A 15,921-nucleotide genomic window follows, 5' to 3' on the forward strand; every position below is an offset into this window, starting at 1 on the left:
TCCCTATTTTTTTTGAACAGTCTTTCAGAAATCTGATATACTATCATCTATAGGATGCCCAGGGTGAAAAGGAGGATTGCTTATTATGTTCAGACAAGGAAAACAGGCTGTGAAAAAATCGGCACAGCAAAATGTTGTAATCATTTATGCCGATGATCTTGGTTTTGGGGATCTTGGATGCTATGGGAGCAGGAAGATCGACACCCCGAATCTGGACAGGCTATGTGCAGAAGGATTGAAATTTACCAACGCATATTCAACCTCTGCGGTTTGTACGCCTGCACGTTTCAGCATTCTGACAGGGCGTTATCCGTTCCGGAATGATCAGGCACATATTCTGCCGGGAGATGCAGGCTGTATTATTAAAAGAGAGCTTGATACCGTTCCAAAGCTGTTTCAGAGAGCGGGGTATCATACCGGAATTGTTGGAAAATGGCACCTGGGGCTGGGAGATGGCAGCAAACCGATCGACTGGAATCAGGAGATCAATCTGACACCGATAGACCTTGGTTTTGAGGAATCGTTTATTTTTCCGGCAACGGCAGACCGTGTACCCTGTGTATTCTTAGAGGGACGCTCGGTGGTAAACCTGGATTCAAAAGATCCGATCGAGGTTTCCTACGAAGCAGAATCTCCTTTTGAGGATATTCCAACGTATTATAAAAATCCGGAGCTTCTGCGCGTGCGCTCTTCTCACGGACACGATAAGAGCATTGTAAACGGCATCGGAAGGATTGGCTATATGCGCGGCGGAAGCAAAGCGGTCTGGAAGGATGAAGAGCTGGCGGAAACCTTTTTAAATCGGGCAAAGCAGTTTATTTCAGACAGCTGCAGGGCAGAAAAACCATTCTTTTTGTATTATGCACTTCATCAGCCCCATGTACCCCGCGTGCCCTCTGCACGCTTTGAGGGCGCGACCGGACTGGGACCCAGAGGGGATGTGATCGCAGAGCTTGACTGGTGCGTTGGGGAAGTGATGGCTGCGCTGGAAAAAGAAGGGATTCTGGATAACACCATGATTATTTTTTCCAGTGATAACGGACCGGTACTGGATGACGGTTATCTGGACAGGGCATATGAATTAAACGGAACGCATCGGGCAGCAGGACCGCTGAGAGGCGGAAAATACAGCAAGTTTGATGGTGGTACAAGGATTCCGTTTATTGTATACAGTTCTGCGCTGACACACCGGGGCGTTTCCGAGGCGCTGATCAGCCAGGTAGATCTGTATGCTTCCTTTGCACACATGCTTGGCATCGAAACAGGAGAGGACAGTGCGGTAGACAGCCAGGACAGGTACGCGGCGCTGATCGGAGAGGACCCTGCAGGCAGATCAGAACTGATGACAGAGGACTTAACCTGCGGGAAAATGCTGCGCTGCGGCAGCTGGGTTTACTTATCTCCCAGCGAAGGAGCTCCATATATGCCCTTTACCAGAATTGAAACCGGTTTATCAAAGGATCCGCAGCTTTACAATATGGATTACGATATCGGGCAGCAGAACAACATCGCCTGGGATTATGCAGATCAGGTGGAGAAGATGGAGAAGCGTCTGCAGGAGATTCTGACAAGCGAAAGCACCAGATAAAAGGAAAAACAAAGAATGCCCGGAAGATCCGGGTAGAAAGGATTGAAAAATGGCAGGATATCTGATTAAAGAAACCACTTGCGAGGAACGCAAACAGATCGTGGAGGAGGCACTGGGTAATCTGTCCGCCAGCTGCGACGGCTGTATGGCAGGACTTGCGGATATGTATCAGGATTACATCGACGGCAAAAAAGAAATCCGTGACATCAACATGGAATTCAATGCCAGATACGAGAGAGGAGACATGGATCGGGAAGAAAGAAGAAGCTGCCCGATGTCAGTGTAAAGGGAAAAAGACAGAGACTATTTTGAAGGAAAGGTTTGGAAGAAGAAATTGGAAAGAAAATACGATTTGACAAAGGGAGATGTTTTCCAGACGATCTTGATGTTTATGCTGCCGATCCTGGCAGGAAATGTATTTCAACAGCTGTATTCTGCTGTGGATACGATCATCGTGGGACGTACCCTTGGTTCTGACGCGTTGGCGTCAGTAGGAAGCATCGGGAGCCTGCAGTTTCTGGTGTTTGGATTTTGCTCTGGTCTTGCGGGCGGTGTGACAGTTGTGACATCTCAGTTTATTGGCGCTGGGAAAATGGAAAATGCGAGACGTTCCACAGCAGTGATCTATATGATCTGGGCGGTGGTTTCCCTGCTTTGTACCGTGGTAGGTATTGTTTGCCTGCCAGGGCTTTTGCATATTTTGAATATGCCGGAAAATCTGTTTCAGCGTGCGTATGCTTATCAGCTGGTCTGCTTTATCGGACTTGGAGGACAGCTTTTATACAACGTGGAATCAAGCCTTTTGAGGGCGATTGGAAACAGTAAAGTACCGCTTATTTTTCTGATCATTTCCTCTGTGTTGAACATTATATTGGATTTTGTGTTTATTCTGGTGTTTCATATGGATGTGATCGGAGCAGCTGCAGCGACGATTCTGGCCCAAAGCCTTTCCGGGGTCGGCTGTCTGATCTACAGCTTTCGGAAATATCCGCAGCTGCGTGTCAGAAAAGAAGATTTTAAAATATCGATTGCTTTTTTAGCGGATCATCTCCGGGTAGGGCTGCCGCTTTCGATTCAGGACTCCATTACGGGCGTCGGAATGATGGTATTTCAGAGTGCGCTAAACGGGATGGGTGCAGATGCGATTGCGGCATACACTGCATGTAATAAGTTGGAAACCTTTGTCGTGATGCCGATGTATTCGATCGCAGTTGCCATGGTAACGTTTACAGCACAGAATTTTGGTGCGAAGCAATATCAGAGAATTCGAAAAGGAATGAAGGTTTCCCTTTTGAGCTGTCTCTTTTTCAGTGTTGTGGTAGGCGGATTGATCATTATGTTCTGTAAGCCGCTCGTTTCGATTTTCGTTGGAAGCGGTGCAGTAGAGGTGATCCGGCTGTCCAGAATTTACAACAGTATTGAAGCCAGCTGCTTATGGTGTGCGGCACTGTTGTTCACCTACCGGGGTGCGGTGCAGGGAACCGGAAATACGAAGATCCCGATGATGGGCGGATTTTTGGAGCTTCTCATGCGTGTTTTTGCAGCACTTTGCTTAAGCCGTATCTGGGGCTTCCCGGGACTGGCAATGGCCTATCCGCTGGCGTGGATATTTGCGGCACTGTTAAACATGTGGTATTATCGAAAGCTGGACAAAAATGATTTTCAGTGTACCAGAACTTCATCAATATGAAGAAGAATATGTTCCATGAGATAGAGGAGGACGAGTTGCTCGTCCTCCTTTGTCATGTCGGAAATCGGCTGCAGGAGAGTGATGTGGAGAATTGAGGTATCCAGAGAGCTTTCCGTAACTGCAAAGGCACAGAGACATTCTTTGCCAAATACGAAAACCTGCGCTTGAATATCACCGGTCATAACCTGGTCATAGGAGCTTTTCAGGCGATCCAGAATATCAAAAATCGCATAGACGGTCATACGCCGCGGACAGCTTAGATCCTGTTTGAGCGTGAACATGAGAGAACCCTCCTATTACATTTTCCAATGAAAACTGGCGTTTTTTGATTTTTTCAATGCTGCAAATGCTGCAGGCTTACAGCGGCCGCAGTGTGCCCATGATTTCGGCAAGCACATTGCTGCAGTTATCAATATTTTCTTCGGATGTGCTTGCACCGACGATATAGGGGACACCGTCGATATCAGCTGCAGCGAAGATAGAAATATCAGAATCGTGAGAAACGATCCGAAATTGCCAGACAATATCGTCTTCGCGGCTTTCTGTCATGATCTCCGAAAGGGAAGCGTCGGAGACATCTTCCCAGATGCCGGAAAGGTAAGCAATACATTCGTCTGCGTTTTTTCCGGCAGAAAGTCCCTGCTCCACCTCAATATATTCCTCTTCGTTGGAGGAAAGGAAAAGAAGGAGGGCGGTTCCGCTGTTGCCGTTTGGAAGCGTAAAGCTGCTGCGTCTTGTGCTGCTGATCTGAGTGGAATCCGTGATGCATTGGATGCCTGCAGCGGTGTCGCAATAGCGCTCGTAGGTAATATCCACAGGACCATTTATACGAAAGGATGTCAGACTGTTGTAAATCTGTGTGTGGTCTGTTTCGGAATCCTTTGGATAGGAGCCGACGAGCAGATATGCGCCAAAGTCATTCCTTCCTTCTACTGCAAGCAGTACATGCTGCAGGGTGGTCTGGCTGGAATCTGTTCCCTGGAAGAAAATCTGGTAAGCGGACTGTCCGCCGAAATCGTCCGGTCCTGCGGTCAGAATCATGGCGTCGGTAAGACCGTAGCCCTCTGCGTAGGAGGAAACAATATCCTCCCGGTAGTTTTCGATGTCGGCAAGGGAATAGATCGGAATAATTGTAGCCCAGTTGAAGCTGGTTTCGATCCGGCAGTTTCTGGCATTGTTGGTAAAAGTAAAACCATCATCTGAAACGCTATACTCTGCCGGAACGTCGATGGTAGCATTTAAAATTCCGAGATCATAGGTGACAACTTCTGTACCGGTGCTGTCGTTTGAATCGCCGGAAGAAGGATCGTCCGGTGCGTCTGAATCCTGCCCGGGCGGGGTTTGAGAGGGCGTCGGCGTATCCGAACCGGGAGGTGCAGATGCAGAAGAAGGATTCATGGACGAAGCAGAGTTTGTATAGCTGGTATTTTTTCCGGACTTTCCGGAAAGGGGCAAAAAGAGGACGAGGGCGACTACCGCGACCAAAGCGCCGCCAAGAGCGACTGCCAGAAGCGGATTTTGTTTCAGATGTGCCGACAGGACAGCAAAAAATGTGGCAGGTCGGGAAGACACCGCGCCGGAATATGGCTGCGGTGCGTTTGCCGTTGATCCGGGGGATGGCGATTGTGCCGATGCAGTTGCGACATCCCCGTTCAGCGCGCAGATAAAGGCTTCCATGCTCATGAAGCGGTCTTCCGTACGGATGCTGAGCGCCTTCAGAATCGCCTGTTCGATGGCAGGGGAAATGGAGATGCCAAGCTCGGAGGGGCGTTTGAGCGTATCGCCGTGAATCCGTTCGATGGAATCCGGCGGAAGAACTCCGGTGATGCAGCGGTAAAGCGTTGCACCCATGGCATAAACGTCTGTCCAGGGTCCCTGATTTCCATGGGAAGAGTATTGCTCCTCCGGGGCATAGCCATGCTTTAGAATAACGGAAACGCTTTTCCCATCACCGGAAGCAAAGCGCGCTGCGCCGAAGTCCAGAAGCCTGCTGTCACCGTCGGCGGTCAGGTAAATGTTGTCCGGGCTGATATCCCGGTGTAAAAGCTGCATGGAGTGGACAGAAACGAGTGCGTTCATAACAGGCAGCAGGATTTTCAATGCTTCTTCGCAGGAAATTTTTTCCCCGCGCGCAGCAAGATAGGCTTTTAGACTGGTGCCGTTTACGTATTCCATGACGAAGTATGCGGTGTTGTTTTCCCGGAAATAGTTCTGGACGGAAACGATATTCGGTGTGTTCTGGAGCTTTGCCAGAATGCGTGCTTCCTCCAGAAAACGTTCCATTCCGGATTGATAATCCTTTTCCTGATGACTGGTCAGAACGACAGTATAGCGGTCGGTATTCCGGGTAGCCATGGCGGAGGGCATATATTCTTTGATGGCGACTTTGATTTCGAGGGTCAGGTCAAAGCCGAGGTAGGTAATGCCGAAGCCGCCGATGCCGAGGACTTTGCCGATCAGGTAGCGGCCGTTTACAATTGTGCCCAGGGGAAGGGCGAGATAGGGCTGCTGCTTTGTTTCATCGAACCCGCAGACGGGGCAGACCGTGCCGGGGTCTTTTTCGGAAAAGCAGCCATAACAGATACGTTCGGGATTCATAATTCCTCACATTCCGCCGCAAAAGCGGCTTTTGATGATAGACAGTTGTAAAATGTTCCGGTGTATTAGGAAAAGGCTGGCGAGATCGCATCGGGACGGCTGATGCAGGTCAGGACGAAAAGCGTCCCATCGATGCTGCGGATGCGTTCCGTATGGCGAAACAGCAGCCCTACGAGCCAGTCTGTCGCGTTGTTGGCTTTTGAAAATTCAATCTGGATTTCCAAAGGTTCAATATAAAAATCTCCGCAGCAGACAAGGCTGCCCTCCCCCGGCAAAAGCACCGGGAGGGAAGTCTCTTTTTGCAGCCGACCATCTGCCATCAGATGGTAAAAGACGGCAGCTTCGGGAAAAGAAAGCGTATCGGGGGAGAGCTCGACCAGCCGTGTTTCAAGGAGAGCCGCACAGGAAAGACCTGTTCTGGCAGAAATCGTATCAGATGCAGTCATAGGTTCTCTCATTTCTGCGCACGTTTTTTGTGCATGCCGGGTTTGTGTCAAGTGCGCGCAGACACAAATCTCGTTTATTCCTTTGCAACGAGAAAACGGTTTGAGGGATCGCAGAGGAAGAACGTATCTCCGGCATAGAGCTTTTCGGGGACGTTCGGGGCGAGCTTTTTCCCATTTCCAAGAAAGGTTTCATAGGAGGAACCGAGGTCGGTCAGGACGAAGCAGCCTTCCCCCGGATTGTAGGAAAGCTGGCAGTGGCGGCTGCTGATGCCGGGCGTGCTCTTTTCATAAACGATGTTGCAGAACGCAGGATCTCTGCCGATGGTAACCTTTCCCTTGAGCAGATCGAAGCTCTGCCCTGCGTAGTTGCCGGTCATTCCACGCAGGATCGCATGAGCACTGGAGCTGCCTGCCGCACCGGAGTGTACAGGATTACCGTTTAAGCCGCTTGCTGAGCCATTCGCCAGACCGTCGCCCAGGCCGCTGCGGCTATTTGTAACGCTGGCTGCAGCCTTTCTTTCCTTCCAGAAGAAAAAAGTGCCCGCTGCGATCAACAGAATGCCGAGTAGGAGCAGCACAGCACTGCCGGGACCGTGGAACAGGGAAAAACCGGAGCCCGAAAACGTGTAGGGAATGCGTTCAACATCCAGGATTTTCGTCAGCTCGTTGATGATGATGGCATAGTTCATGCCAAGGCTCAGCCCGGTATTGGGATCAATGGCGCCTGCAACGTTGATACCGATTACGTTTCCTTTTTCATCGACCAGAGGACCGCCGGAGTTGCCGGGAGCGATGGAAACGTCCATTTGAAATGCCTCATAGGTGGAAAAAGAGGTGGTTGTACGTTTGCTGATGATGCCTCGGGTGATTGTAATATCGTCTATATCGTAGGTGACAAAATCCTGACGCTGGGAGGAATTGCCGGGATAGCCGAGCGCGTAGGCGGTGTCGCCGATCTTGATGTCGCCGGAGTCGCGCAGCGTCAGGGCAGTCCGTTTATCCGTCGGGGAGGGCAGCTGCAGGATGGCGATATCCTTTTCCTCCTGAGGGGAAAAGTAGACGACCTTGGCTTTTACATAGTCGTTTTCCGCTGCGGAAAAAAAGACATCAATTTCCCCTCCGTAAAGACTGGAATCATAGCGGGGATAGGTATAGGCTTTATTGACGACATGCCCGTTTGTCACGATGTACTGAATCGGCTGTCCGGGCGTGCCGATGGCCCAGCCGGTTCCCATTCCGGCTTCGCTGTTTCCTTCGTTGTCATAGACTGTCGCATAGACCATGACGATACCGTTTCTGGATTCATAGGGATCCTCAGAGGAGCTTTTGGTCAGCCCTGTGATGCCGAAAATGGATGAGACAGCGCCGATCAGGATTAGCACAAGGGCGATCAGCTGTTTAGAAGAGAGTTGTTTGGTTTTCATTCAGTATTCTCCTTTTCCCCGTAATAATGTAAAACGATTGCGGTATAGTTATCCTGTGTGGGAAGTGCGGCTTTTCGGATTGCTGTTTCGAGCGCGCTGCAGCAGTCCTGAACCGGAAGCTCCATCGCCTCGCGGATTTGTTTCAGGGTCAGTGGATCACTGATTCCGTCGGAGCATAACAGCAGGGTATCGCCCGGAAAAAGGGAAAGTGGAATGTGGGTGCGGTCCAGCGTGACCTCATCCTTCCCGATATATTGGGAAAGTGCGCCTGCCTGAGGGTCAGAAAAAGCTTCCTCGATGGGAAATGCACCGTGAAAGGAACGCAGCAGCAGGTCCTTTTGAAATTCCTGTCGGGTGTTTAATGCATAGAGCTGATGCTCCCGGAGCAGAAAAAGGTCGCTGTCTCCGACGCTCCAGAAGTGCAGTTGATTTCCCAAAATCCAGGCAGCGACAAGGGTGCAGCCGCCGTGGCCGTAAAACTGCTGATAGATAGTTTGGGTACATGCGGAAATCAGCTTTGGCACGCTCGTGACGGCTGGTTCCGGAAATGGAAAAGCATTCAGGAGACAGGCGATCGTCTGGCAGGCGATCCGTTGTCCTTCCGCCATTCCGCCCATGCCGTCACAGAGAACGGCTAAAATCCCGTCTGTTTCATAGCGGTCTGCCGGAGAGATTCCGAAGGCATCCTGCTGCTGTTCACGCTGTCCGAGCCCCTGCAGGTTTGCAATTTCCAGAATGGAAGTTTTTTCCGGGGTCAGAACGGTGGTAACGCAAAGCGACTCCGGTGCTGGTTCGGATGGCTGCTGCTGAGTCTGTACTTTTTTTCGCCTTTTAAAAAAGAACATGGGCTATTCCTCGCTCCACTGAAACTGTTGGCTGCAAAGAGGCAGGAAAAGCAGTCGGCTTTTCCCGACCTCGATGATGTCGTATGCTTTGAGTGGATGAACCATTTCGACCTGTTCATCGTTGCAGTAGGTAATGCCGCGTCCCTGCCCGGGCGAAAGGGAAAAGGCATTGTGTTTGGCATCGTAAGTGACCAGTGCATGGCTTTCACGGGATACGGTATCATCGTCTGGCAGGGAAACATCCATCGCGGCAGCCCGGCCGATAAAGTTTCTTCCTGAAACGAGACGGAAATCCGTTCCGCGGTGTGGACCTTCGATGCAGATCAAAAAGCCGACTGCCGGATCAATACCGATTTTCTTTTTCATCACAGCGACTGTTTTGCCGCTGTCGAAGGCTGTCGCAGCAGCTGCTGCAGGATTGCCCGGAAAGGCAGCCACTGTCTTGCCGATATCCGTTGCAGCCATCGTCTTTCCGATCCCTGTATTCTCCTTGCAATACGGACAGCTCTCAAATCTTGCTTCATCATAGAAATGACCATTATCACACTGCTTCATAGAGTCCTCCTTGTTTTCTGAAGGAAAATGCGACTGCATGGAACGCTGCGCTGCGGTTTGCGTCAGGCGGGCATTTTCCGTTTTGCAGTTTCTTTCGTTACCTTCAGTCTACGCATCGGACGGTTGTCCGGGTATGCCGTATGCGCGCCAAAACGGCGAAAAATGCGGGTTGGCGCTGGTGCGCCAGGGGGAAAATAGGGAGAAGTGTGGATTAGGAATCGATTTGAGTCGGTAATTTGAGAAAAATGCAATTTATCGAATCATACTTTAGTAAATCGTAATTGACTAAACCGTAATTCGATACTATGATGAAAGAAACAGGAGGTACGGCAGAATGTTTATCGGACGGGAAAGAGAGCTGCAGACGCTGGAGCGGCTGTTTTATTCGGATCATTTTGAGTTCGCTGTTATTTACGGCAGACGGCGTGTGGGAAAAACTGCTTTGATCAGTCGTTTTATTCAGGATAAAGATGCGATTTATTTTATGGGTGTTGAAAGCAGTGAAAAACAAAATCTTGAAAACTTGAGCAAAAGTATTATGGAATACAGCAGCGGGATAGAGGCTGAGACGTCTTTTCTTTCTTTTCAGGCGGCACTGGAATACGTGTTCCGACTGGCAGAAAAGAAACGGGTCATTCTGGCAATCGATGAATATCCGTATGTGGCGCGCGCTTCCAAAAGCCTTGCTTCCACATTACAGTTGTTGATTGATAAATATAAAGAAGCTTCAAAACTGATGTTGATTCTCTGCGGATCCTCGATGTCCTATATGGAGGATCAGGTTTTGGCATATAAAGCCCCCCTGTACGGACGGCGCACTGCCCAGATGAAAATACAGCCGTTTGATTTTGCGGAAACCTGTCGTTATTGCCAGTATTTCAGCCCGGAAGAAAAAGCCTTGATGTATGGAGTTGCAGGAGGTACGCCACAGTACCTTTTACAGATGAATGATCATCAGAGTGTGGAGGAAAATATTAAAAATACCTTTTTAAATCCGAACTCCGCAATTTATGAAGAACCCTCCAGTCTGCTGAAGCAGGAGGTACGGGAACCTGCTATTTACAATGCAATTATTACAGCGATAGCAACAGGGGCATCCCGGATGGCTGAGATTTCGACGAAAGTAGGGGAAGATTCCAATGTTTGTTCGACCTATGTGAAAAATCTGATTGCACTTGGTATTATTCGTAAGGAAGTTCCTTATGGAGAAAAAACGACGCGCAAAACAATTTATTCGATCGAGGATAATATGTTTCGGTTCTGGTATCGTTTTGTTCCGGAAAATAATTCGATCATCGCCCGTGGCGCGGTGGAACTGGCTTACAGGCGGATTGAGCCGCACTTGTCAGATTATATGGGACATATTTTTGAGGATATCTGTTCGCAGTATCTCTGGGCATTGCTGCTGAAAGGAAAAAGCCCGGTTGATTTTTCGGAGCTGGGACGTTGGTGGGGAACAGATCCGCGTACCAGAAGCCAGACGGAGATCGACATTATGGCAGAGCAGGATCGGCAGGCAGCTTTGTTTGGAGAATGCAAATGGACGAATGAAAAAGTGGATGTTGGTGTGTTGGATACGCTTGTTGAGCGTAGCCATTTGTTTCATTATGATCAGACCTTCCTTTATCTGTTTGCCAAGACCGGTTTCACCCAGGGCTGCATAGAAAAAGCCGAACATCTTGGCAATGTCCGGCTTGTGACGTATTCGGATATTTTAAAAGAGCTGGTTCCTGAGACTTAGGGAAATATAATTTCAGCTCCGGTTACAGGTTTTTGCGCTGCCATTCGATGTAGGACTGGTACAGTCCCATCCGGGATTTTGCACCGACCTTTTCATAAATGGATGTGATATAGCGCTGACAGGTTCTTCGGGAGATGAAAAGGCTGTCGGCGATTTCCTGGATGCTCTTTTCTGTGTTGACGAGTTGGTCAAAAACAGACTGTTCCCGGTCAGTCAGAGAAAATGCCGTGGAAAATGTGGAAAACGGGTCTGCATTGGGAGTGTTCTGTGGATAATCCGGATCGGAGGAAATGTCCGAAACCGTAGAGGCGGACGAATCGTTGCCGAGGGCGGCCTTTGTGTTATGGATCGCGTTCGCTTCGCAAGTTGCCTGCATTTTGTGAGTCATAGTGCCGCCTGTCTCAGTCTGTACGCCCGGCGCATTTAACATGCTATAGGCTGCGATCAAAATGCTTACCGTTGCGAACAGGACAAGAGCCGTGATAATCAGCGTGATGCTGCTGTTCGATGCGATCAGGGAGAGAGACAGGTTTGAGACCAGGGCAGCGCCCGCATTGTTGACAGCACGCCCCATTCCTGCCCAGAGGCGCGGGCAGCGGGTATCTTCGGACAGCGCCAGAAAAGAGGTCGTAAAGAATACGACGAAAAATCCGGAGGACAGGTAAAAGACGATCAGTCCGATCAGGAAAGAACCGCCAAGCTGCAGGATTGCGACGCTGAGCGTGGAAAGCATCATAATGCAGTACATGATGAGATTCATGAAACGTCTGTTATGGAGGTCAAACAAAAATCCGGCAGCAAGTCCGCTGCAGGCGAGCAGGATACGAGGCCACTGACCGATATCCATGGTTCCGTCTGCGTGTCCCAGTGTAACGGTGTTGTCCAGTGTACTGAAAATACAGGTCATAAAAATGACGAGAAAGATCAGCAAAACGAGCTGCGGCAGGGCACCGGAGGCAGATGGAGCAGGGAGCTTATGCTGTGGGTCGGTGCTGCCGGAAGAGACGCAAGCTGACGTGTCTGACATATGTGGACAGGGATTTGTCACATCGGACACCTGAGGGCTGGAATTTGCAGTGTCCGGCATCTGGGAGCTGCGGCTTGCCTCCCGGTGCTGAAACCGGAACAGGAAAAATACGATAAAAAGTAACGCGGCGCAAAGCAGCAGCTGTTCTGCCAGGGCAGAAGAAATCAGACTGTTGTTTAGAAATTGCAGCAGGATAGCAAACCCATAGGAAATGCCAACCATGCGTGCGAAATATTTTTTGTCAGAAATTTCACAAAGAAAATGGTAATGCACTGCACTGCCGAGGATGCCGAGAACCAGAAACAGAAGCATTCCGACGGCAGTCAGAAGACCGGGCGGAACAGGACTGCCAAGGATTACAAAGCAGACGATTGCCAGCATTGTAAGCGTGAAAAACACAGCGCTGCGCAGACGATCGCGAAAAAACCGAAACAGCAGCGGATAGAGGCAAAAGCCGACCGCGCTGATACCGAGCGCATAATTCTGGACGTTTACCGTCCGGGCGCTGGAGGCGTTCTGAGCGATCTGGTTGACATAGAAATATTCTGTGCTCAAAAAGAGAAATGTAAAAACCGCCAGCATGGAAATGGCGCGGAGGGATGAAGGTTTTGTAAGTTCCTGTTTCATAAAGGGGAAAGCTCCATTCGTATCGTTCACGAGTGTCGGTTGACAGCTCTTTAAAAGGGGAAATGCTGTAAACCTTGAATCGGACTTCTTTTTCGTTGCATAATTCATTATATAAAATTTGAAAAAACAGTGCAATCGCTTCGCCGCAGAGAAGCAAGAAAAGGAGTAATGAGAGAGGGAACAAAAAACAACATCATAAATTTTAAAGGGGAGAGTAAAAGGTATGTATGAAGAGACACAAATGGAGAAAACCTTCCGGAAATTAAAACGTCTGGAAAAAATGCTGCATGATCGGATGTTTATTCCGGTGGACCAGGTGGAAATGAGCGTCTGGACAACGAAGAAGCCGGTGCATGAGGTGCCGGATCGGGCGCTGTTTGGTCCGTGTGAAAGGGGACGAAAGTGGCTGGAGGAGGGATTGTATTGCTGGTTTCTGGGCGATTACACCATACCGGAAAAGCTGGCAGGACAGACACTTTTTATTTTTCCGAAGATCAAGGGCTATGAGGGAATGCTCTGGGTTGACAAAAAGCCCTATGGGAACTTCACTGCTAAGGTAATTCAGAACAGCTACGGATATCATTACTGCGACCTGCTGACAAAGGGAAAGGTGGCAGGGGAGCGGCTGGAAATCGCGCTGGAATATTATTCGCATCATTACGTGCGGGGGACGCAGCCGTTTGAGGAAAGCGAGAATGTGTTTGAGATTGCGTACGATCAGGTGGACATCTGTGTGAAGGACGAGATTATCTGTAACCTTTTCTACGATCTCCACATCGTAAACCAGATGGCAGAATTCCTTTCCAAAGAGCAGTTCCGCAGAGGGGACGCAGTCCGCGCACTGTTAAAGGTACACGAAATGATTGACTACGATATCGATCTGGCAGATCCTGTCGAATGGCACGAAAAAGCCCAGAAAGCGGACGCTGTTTTACAGGAGGTTCTTTCCGATCACAACGGACCGCATGCAGGCTTTGCAGGTCTGATCGGTCATTCCCATATGGATACCGCCTGGTTATGGCATCTGGATGAAACGGTGGAAAAGTGCGCGAGAACCTATGCAAATCAGCTGGCTTTAATGGATCAGTACCCGGATTACAAATTTATCCAGAGCTCTGCGGTGCACACTTCCTGGATGGAACAGTATTATCCGGCAATTTTTGAGGGGATGAAAAAAAGGATCGCAGAGGGAAGATACGAGCCCAACGGCGGTGTTTGGGTAGAGTGCGACTGCAATATTCCCGGCGGTGAATTTATGGTGCGCCAGTTCTTATGGGGACAGCGCTATACGATGAGCAGATTCGGCTATCGTTCCAACTGCTTCTGGCTGCCGGATACCTTCGGCTACAGCGCAGCCCTGCCGCAGATCATGAAGGGCAGCGGCGTGGATTATTTCCTGACAACAAAGATGGCATGGGGCGATACGAACGAGTTTTCGTATGATACATTTTATTGGGAGGGAATTGACGGTACGAGGGTGTTTACCCATACGAACCGTACCCACATCTGGCCGGATGCACAGCAGCTTCTGGAATGCGTCAATGGCTGCAGGGGCTATGGCATCAAGGATAAAACTGTGACAGACAGCAGACTGCTTTCCTATGGCTTCGGAGATGGCGGAGGCGGTCCGGAATTTGAAATGGTGGAAATTGCAAATCGATTAAAGGATGTAGAGGGGCTGCCCAGAACGGAGCATATCCGTGTCGGTGATTTCATGCAGAAGCTGGAAAAAGAGAGCTTCCGTCCTTCCGTTTATGCAGGGGAGTTGTATCTCGAGCTGCACCGCGGCACGCTGACCAATCAGCACCAGATCAAGAGAAATAACCGGAAAGCGGAGATTGCCCTTCGAAATCTGGAATATATGACCGTCCTTTCTGCATTGCAGTCGGGCAAAACGATCAGCGGGGAAGCGATTGCACCTCTGACCGAGCTTCTTTTGCTGAACCAGTTCCATGACATCCTGCCCGGAACCTGTATTCCGCGTGTGCACGATGAATCGCTGGCACAGACTGGGCATGTGATCGAGGAAGCGATAAAGCAGACAAAAGAACTGCTTGCAGACATGGCAGAGGAAAACAGCGCGGCAGATGGCGCAGATCATGCATTTCGGACGATTTACAATACCCTTTCCTTCGACCGGAAAGACACGGTTTATCTGCCGATTGAAAAAGACAGCCACATCGACAGCACATACGGACAGCAGATCGTTGAAAGGCTGGATGGGCAGGACTACCTCGCGGTAGATGGACTGAACGTTCCGGCATTTGGCAGCCGCAGCGTAGCGCTGGTGGGTGGAGCGCCTGTTGAAAACGCTGGCTGTGAGGCGGCAGCTGCGTTTGTCCTGGACGGCGATCATCTGCAGACGCCTTACTACGATGTGATCTTTGATGAAAGAGGTTACATTTCATCCCTGATCGACCGTGAAAACGGCAGACAGCTAAAGGGAGAGGGCTATGCACTCAATACGTTCCTTGTGGCAGAGGATGTGCCGGATTCCTGGGATAACTGGGATCTGGACGCGGACATTGCAGACAAGTGGAGAGATTGTGCGAAGCTTTTGAACCGTGAGGTCATTTCCTGCGGAGCGGTTGAACTGCGGATCCGGAGCGAATATCAGCTGACGAAAAACAGCAGCCTGCAGCAGGATATGGTATTTTACAGTAAGGATAGAAGGATCGTTTTTGAGACGGTGATGAACTGGCAGGACGACCACCGCTTCTTAAAGACAGCGTTCGATACCTCGGTTCAGAGTCGTTTTGCGAAACATGAAGTTCAGTTTGGGTATATCGAGCGTGCAACTTACCGCAACACGTCCTGGGAAAAGGCGAAGTTCGAGGTTTCCAATCATAAATATACAGACCTTTCTGAACCTGGATACGGCATTGCAGTTTTGAACGATTGCAAATATGGCGTCAGCGTGGAAAATGGGCGTATCTGGCTGTCGCTGCACAAAGGCGGCTGCCGTCCGGACTACAGAGGCGATAAAGGAATTCATGAATGCACTTATGCCTTGCTTCCGCATAACGGCGGCTTTGGCGCAGAAGCAGTCGTACAGCCCGCTTACGAGCTGAACATTGCTCCGGTTGTTATGACCGGCAGAAAAGAACAGGGATCCTTTGTGGTCGTGGATGCACCGAATGTTATCGTGGAGGCGATCAAGCCGATGGAGGATGGAAACGGCTATGGGCTGCGTCTCTATGAAGCAGAAGGAACCTCCGTGCGGACAAAGCTTCATCTGACGGAAACCGGCAAAAAAATCATGCTGACGAATCTGCTGGAAGAGGAAATCGAAACGCTTCCGGATGAAAAGGAAATTGCACTGGAATTTAAGCCATTTGAAATCAAGACGATTTGTGTATTGATGAAACAATAGAATGCAC

At 49.9% G+C, this 15,921-nt stretch carries 12 protein-coding genes; 5 read left to right on the forward strand and 7 right to left on the reverse strand.

The features are described 5' to 3' along the window. The first annotated feature begins 85 nt into the window (after positions 1–85). Genes OCV62_RS15345 through OCV62_RS15355 form a run of 3 tightly spaced genes read left to right on the forward strand, consistent with a single transcriptional unit; the run spans position 86 to position 3,278 of the window. Complete coding sequence (locus OCV62_RS15345; protein ID WP_262587778.1) at positions 86–1,588, forward strand: sulfatase-like hydrolase/transferase; 1,503 nt, start codon at positions 86–88, stop codon at positions 1,586–1,588. A gap of 49 nt (positions 1,589–1,637) precedes the next feature. After that, a complete protein-coding gene (locus OCV62_RS15350) occupies positions 1,638–1,874 on the forward strand; it encodes a hypothetical protein (protein ID WP_021916279.1) in 237 nt (78 codons plus the stop codon). A 48-nt stretch (positions 1,875–1,922) separates the two neighbouring features. After that, positions 1,923–3,278, forward strand: coding sequence for an MATE family efflux transporter (locus OCV62_RS15355; RefSeq protein WP_262587779.1), 1,356 nt, complete (start codon positions 1,923–1,925; stop codon positions 3,276–3,278). Here the strand turns inward: OCV62_RS15355 and OCV62_RS15360 are convergent. From OCV62_RS15360 to OCV62_RS15385, 6 genes are all read right to left on the reverse strand, one after another. Then, positions 3,251–3,559 carry a hypothetical protein gene (locus OCV62_RS15360; RefSeq protein ID WP_262587781.1) on the reverse strand — a complete coding sequence of 103 codons (309 nt, stop codon included), beginning with the start codon at positions 3,557–3,559 and terminating at the stop codon, positions 3,251–3,253. The genes OCV62_RS15355 and OCV62_RS15360 overlap by 28 nt on opposite strands. Before the next feature lie 76 nt (positions 3,560–3,635). Beyond that, a complete protein-coding gene (locus OCV62_RS15365) occupies positions 3,636–5,876 on the reverse strand; it encodes a serine/threonine protein kinase (protein ID WP_262587782.1) in 2,241 nt (746 codons plus the stop codon). Between the two features lie 65 nt (positions 5,877–5,941). After that, positions 5,942–6,334 carry a hypothetical protein gene (locus OCV62_RS15370; RefSeq protein WP_262587784.1) on the reverse strand — a complete coding sequence of 131 codons (393 nt, stop codon included), beginning with the start codon at positions 6,332–6,334 and terminating at the stop codon, positions 5,942–5,944. Between the two features lie 62 nt (positions 6,335–6,396). Beyond that, positions 6,397–7,746, reverse strand: coding sequence for a trypsin-like peptidase domain-containing protein (locus OCV62_RS15375; RefSeq protein ID WP_262587786.1), 1,350 nt, complete (start codon positions 7,744–7,746; stop codon positions 6,397–6,399). Beyond that, positions 7,743–8,591 carry a PP2C family protein-serine/threonine phosphatase gene (locus OCV62_RS15380; RefSeq protein ID WP_262587787.1) on the reverse strand — a complete coding sequence of 283 codons (849 nt, stop codon included), beginning with the start codon at positions 8,589–8,591 and terminating at the stop codon, positions 7,743–7,745. Before OCV62_RS15380 ends, OCV62_RS15375 begins: the two co-directional genes overlap by 4 nt. A gap of 3 nt (positions 8,592–8,594) precedes the next feature. Further along, a complete protein-coding gene (locus OCV62_RS15385) occupies positions 8,595–9,146 on the reverse strand; it encodes an FHA domain-containing protein (RefSeq protein ID WP_262587789.1) in 552 nt (183 codons plus the stop codon). A gap of 334 nt (positions 9,147–9,480) precedes the next feature. On the opposite strand from OCV62_RS15385, the gene OCV62_RS15390 reads away from it, so the two are divergent. Beyond that, on the forward strand, positions 9,481–10,887 hold the full coding sequence (locus OCV62_RS15390) for an ATP-binding protein (protein WP_262587791.1): 1,407 nt from the start codon (positions 9,481–9,483) through the stop codon (positions 10,885–10,887). A gap of 22 nt (positions 10,888–10,909) precedes the next feature. On the opposite strand, the gene OCV62_RS15395 is transcribed toward OCV62_RS15390, so the two are convergent. Further along, positions 10,910–12,541 carry a helix-turn-helix domain-containing protein gene (locus OCV62_RS15395; RefSeq protein WP_262587793.1) on the reverse strand — a complete coding sequence of 544 codons (1,632 nt, stop codon included), beginning with the start codon at positions 12,539–12,541 and terminating at the stop codon, positions 10,910–10,912. Between the two features lie 223 nt (positions 12,542–12,764). On the opposite strand from OCV62_RS15395, the gene OCV62_RS15400 reads away from it, so the two are divergent. Beyond that, on the forward strand, positions 12,765–15,914 hold the full coding sequence (locus OCV62_RS15400) for an alpha-mannosidase (RefSeq protein WP_262587795.1): 3,150 nt from the start codon (positions 12,765–12,767) through the stop codon (positions 15,912–15,914). Positions 15,915–15,921 lie beyond the last annotated feature (7 nt).

It is taken from the genome of Gallintestinimicrobium propionicum (assembly GCF_025567525.1).
In the GTDB taxonomy this organism is placed as follows: domain Bacteria; phylum Bacillota; class Clostridia; order Lachnospirales; family Lachnospiraceae; genus Gallintestinimicrobium; species Gallintestinimicrobium propionicum.

What these genes read in the sequence shown, in the direction of transcription:
- OCV62_RS15380 (WP_262587787.1), bottom strand. Translation starts at nt 8,591, where the DNA reads ATGTTCTTTTTTAAAAGGCGAAAAAAAGTACAGACTCAGCAGCAGCCA.
- OCV62_RS15375 (WP_262587786.1), bottom strand. Translation starts at nt 7,746, where the DNA reads ATGAAAACCAAACAACTCTCTTCTAAACAGCTGATCGCCCTTGTGCTA.
- OCV62_RS15360 (WP_262587781.1), bottom strand. Translation starts at nt 3,559, where the DNA reads ATGTTCACGCTCAAACAGGATCTAAGCTGTCCGCGGCGTATGACCGTC.
- OCV62_RS15350 (WP_021916279.1), top strand. Translation starts at nt 1,638, where the DNA reads ATGGCAGGATATCTGATTAAAGAAACCACTTGCGAGGAACGCAAACAG.
- OCV62_RS15365 (WP_262587782.1), bottom strand. Translation starts at nt 5,876, where the DNA reads ATGAATCCCGAACGTATCTGTTATGGCTGCTTTTCCGAAAAAGACCCC.
- OCV62_RS15390 (WP_262587791.1), top strand. Translation starts at nt 9,481, where the DNA reads ATGTTTATCGGACGGGAAAGAGAGCTGCAGACGCTGGAGCGGCTGTTT.
- OCV62_RS15385 (WP_262587789.1), bottom strand. Translation starts at nt 9,146, where the DNA reads ATGAAGCAGTGTGATAATGGTCATTTCTATGATGAAGCAAGATTTGAG.
- OCV62_RS15345 (WP_262587778.1), top strand. Translation starts at nt 86, where the DNA reads ATGTTCAGACAAGGAAAACAGGCTGTGAAAAAATCGGCACAGCAAAAT.
- OCV62_RS15400 (WP_262587795.1), top strand. Translation starts at nt 12,765, where the DNA reads ATGTATGAAGAGACACAAATGGAGAAAACCTTCCGGAAATTAAAACGT.
- OCV62_RS15395 (WP_262587793.1), bottom strand. Translation starts at nt 12,541, where the DNA reads ATGAAACAGGAACTTACAAAACCTTCATCCCTCCGCGCCATTTCCATG.
- OCV62_RS15370 (WP_262587784.1), bottom strand. Translation starts at nt 6,334, where the DNA reads ATGAGAGAACCTATGACTGCATCTGATACGATTTCTGCCAGAACAGGT.